This window comes from Colwellia sp. 5_MG-2023 (genome assembly GCF_030547795.1).
Taxonomy (GTDB): Bacteria; Pseudomonadota; Gammaproteobacteria; order Enterobacterales; family Alteromonadaceae; genus Colwellia.
Genome location: NZ_JAUOPW010000055.1, coordinates 1 through 2,913 on the forward strand (window position 1 = coordinate 1; position 2,913 = coordinate 2,913).

Below are 2,913 nucleotides of genomic sequence, written 5' to 3' on the forward strand. Positions count from 1 at the left end.
AGTTTTTAATAGAAATAAAAAAGCCTCAACATTGCTGTTGAGGCTTCATTATGAATGGTGCCGACTGCCGGAGTCGAACTGGCGACCTACTGATTACAAGGCCGCTACTTGGCGTGTATAACGTCACTGTTTATGCGGATTAACTACATGAATAATAACTTAAATTACAATAATAGCTGATATATTAACTCGTTAAAATTAAGACCAAACTCTCTTTATTTCAGAGAATTCGTTCTCAAATAGACAGTTGGCTTCCAGCTAACAATGACTTCAGGTACTACTTTATTATTTGTTTCATAAATGAATACATTATCGAGCAATTAAAAATGCCGGTATTGAAGATTTTCGTGTTCATGATTTTCGCCATACGTGTGCTAGTAGATTAGTGCAAAATGGTATGACGGTTCAGGAAACAGCACATATTTTAGGACATTCAAATATCGCAACTACCATGCGTTATGCACACCTAGAGCAAAATAAGGTTGCTGAGAAAATGAGAGCATTGATAGATCGGTTTAATGATTGATTTCTTATTTTAAAAAGGATTATTTCAGAACCAGATAAAGCAGACAGTAATTACCTTACCTTAACTTAGTTTAATAGAAAATTATTAATGGTTAATAAGTTAAGGTAGATATGAAGAATGTTGTCTGATTTATCTGTTATTCAATAAACTGCCTAATCAAGGGGATTAGATTATTGATAGTAGCATTTTTAAACTTAATGAAATGAGTAAAAATGCAAAGATCTTTTTCAATATATTTATTGGTAAATGTTGCACTAATTTCGCTCCATACGGAGCTGCTATAAAGCTTGTAATCGAGATAAGAAAAACCGCAGGTAAGTAAACAAATCCATATGAATAGTTATAATCAAAATCACTATTCCATCCGTTAATTAAGTACCCTAATGTCCCAGCTACAGATATAGGTAATCCTATCGCTGCTGATGTGGCAATTGCCTTTTTAATATCTATATTCTTTGAAGTAAGGTAAGGAACAGTTAAAGAACCACCACCAATTGAAACTAGTGCTGATATCGCGCCAATACCTGTAGATACAAAGAGTAAATTATTGTTATTGATATCATTAACTACATGGTCAGTTTGTTTTTTAATTAACATTTTTACGGCTATGTAGCTCATGAATACTGTAAAGAATAGGGCTAAATAGAACGAACTTAAGTGTGAAGCTAAAAACGTAGAAGAAAAAGTACCAACTATCACCCCTATTGACATTAATTTTACTATTCTCCAATTTATTGCATTGTGCTTTTGATGTGCGAGTAAGCTTGAAAAGGATGTAATGATAATAGATGCCATTGAAGTACCTAATGCTAAATGCATTACCGTATCAGTATGAATACCCTGCTGTAAAAATATGAATGTTAGTACTGGCACCATAATGCCACCGCCACCCACACCAAGTAATCCAGCTATAAATCCAACAATTGAACCTAATAATAAAAAAAATAATACCCACTCAATTCCTATCATTTACAAATCCTTAATAGTTTAAAAAAGAAAATTGTATATAAAAAGGTAAGTGATAACATATCGACTAATCGACAATCAATATTGAAAATATGCCAGAATTAATAGCGATAGCTCCATCAAAAGAAAGCGAGCAAGAATTAAACAACCCGATAACAGTTGTAAGCCGAGCTATAACAATGAATTCAGTTGTAATTAAGCACAAGCATAGTTGGGGTCAGTTTGTTTATGCGCATTCAGGTGTATTAGCTGTTTCGACACCTTTAAACCGATATATTGTGCCTCCTGAACAAGGTGTATGGCTATTACCTGAAGTTGAACATGAGGTTACTGCGATCAGTGATGTTCAGTTAACCAGCTTCTATTTTGATGTTACTTTACTTGATGCTCTACCTGATGAATGTTGTGTTTTAAACGTTAATGATTTTTTAAAAGCACTAATAAAAGAAGCAAATAATATTAAAAGTGATTATCAATGGAATAGCACGGATGGTCGATTGTTATATTTAATATTAGATAGGTTAACTCTGGCACCTAACGAAATATTCCAACTTCCTTATCCTAAAGATCATCGCTTAATTACTCTGTTAAGAGAAATACAAGCATCACCTGAAAACAATAATACCTTAGGTGAATGGGGGAACATTGTTGGAGCTTCTGCTAGAACCTTATCAAGATTATTTAAAAAAGAAACTGGATTAAGTTATAGCGAATGGCGACAGCGTTTAAATATTCAAATAGCAATTACTCAATTATCACTTGGTAAATCAATTACCAGTATATCCCTACACCTTGGTTATGAATCACCATCATCTTTTATTCATATGTTTAGAACTAAAACAGGAATAACACCAAGTTTTTATCGAGAGAACAAACGAAATTGGTAACTCAATTTTATAGCAGAATAACCGACAGTCATTTATTAAACTAACTTTAATATAAAATTACTTAATCTTTAATACACCGAACTAGTTTGATAATAATTTATCTGTTTTTTATCTGCTATTCATTGTTAAATTTTAATCAATTGCAGTATAAACCAACGGCTATAACTGGTGCTAATACCCAGTTCGGATATTTACACCATCAACTAATTTACCCTAATAAAATTCACCCGCAGTTTTAGTGAGTTGTACTTCAAACCATTTACCCTAAGCAACGGATTAAATCCTTATATCCCGTAGAAAACACTTAATAAACCTGTGTATTCTGATGGAATTACCCTAATACCCAATGTACCCTAATAGGGTTTATTCAAAACAGGGTGTATTTTGTTCCTATTGATTAAGAATTTAACCAATCGATAGATACAAAAAAGCCCCAACCGAAGTTAGGGCTTGAATGAATGGTGCCGACTGCCGGAGTCGAACTGGCGACCTACTGATTACAAGTCAGTTGCTCTACCAACTGAGCTAAGTCGG

The 2,913-nt window shown here is 33.3% G+C and carries 3 protein-coding genes; 2 read left to right on the forward strand and 1 reads right to left on the reverse strand.

Annotation, left to right across the window (positions count from 1 at the left end; translation table 11 throughout):
- Positions 1–319: 319 nt before the first annotated feature.
- On the forward strand, positions 320–526 hold the full coding sequence (locus Q4496_RS17815) for a tyrosine-type recombinase/integrase (protein ID WP_303610963.1): 207 nt from the start codon (positions 320–322) through the stop codon (positions 524–526).
- 165 nt (positions 527–691) lie between these two features.
- Here Q4496_RS17815 and Q4496_RS17820 read toward each other — a convergent pair whose 3' ends face one another.
- Complete coding sequence (locus Q4496_RS17820) at positions 692–1,495, reverse strand: sulfite exporter TauE/SafE family protein (RefSeq protein WP_303610961.1); 804 nt, start codon at positions 1,493–1,495, stop codon at positions 692–694.
- Positions 1,496–1,584: 89 nt separating this feature from the next.
- Between Q4496_RS17820 and Q4496_RS17825 the strand changes: the two genes are divergently transcribed.
- A complete protein-coding gene (locus Q4496_RS17825; protein ID WP_303610962.1) occupies positions 1,585–2,379 on the forward strand; it encodes a helix-turn-helix domain-containing protein in 795 nt (264 codons plus the stop codon).
- Positions 2,380–2,913 lie beyond the last annotated feature (534 nt).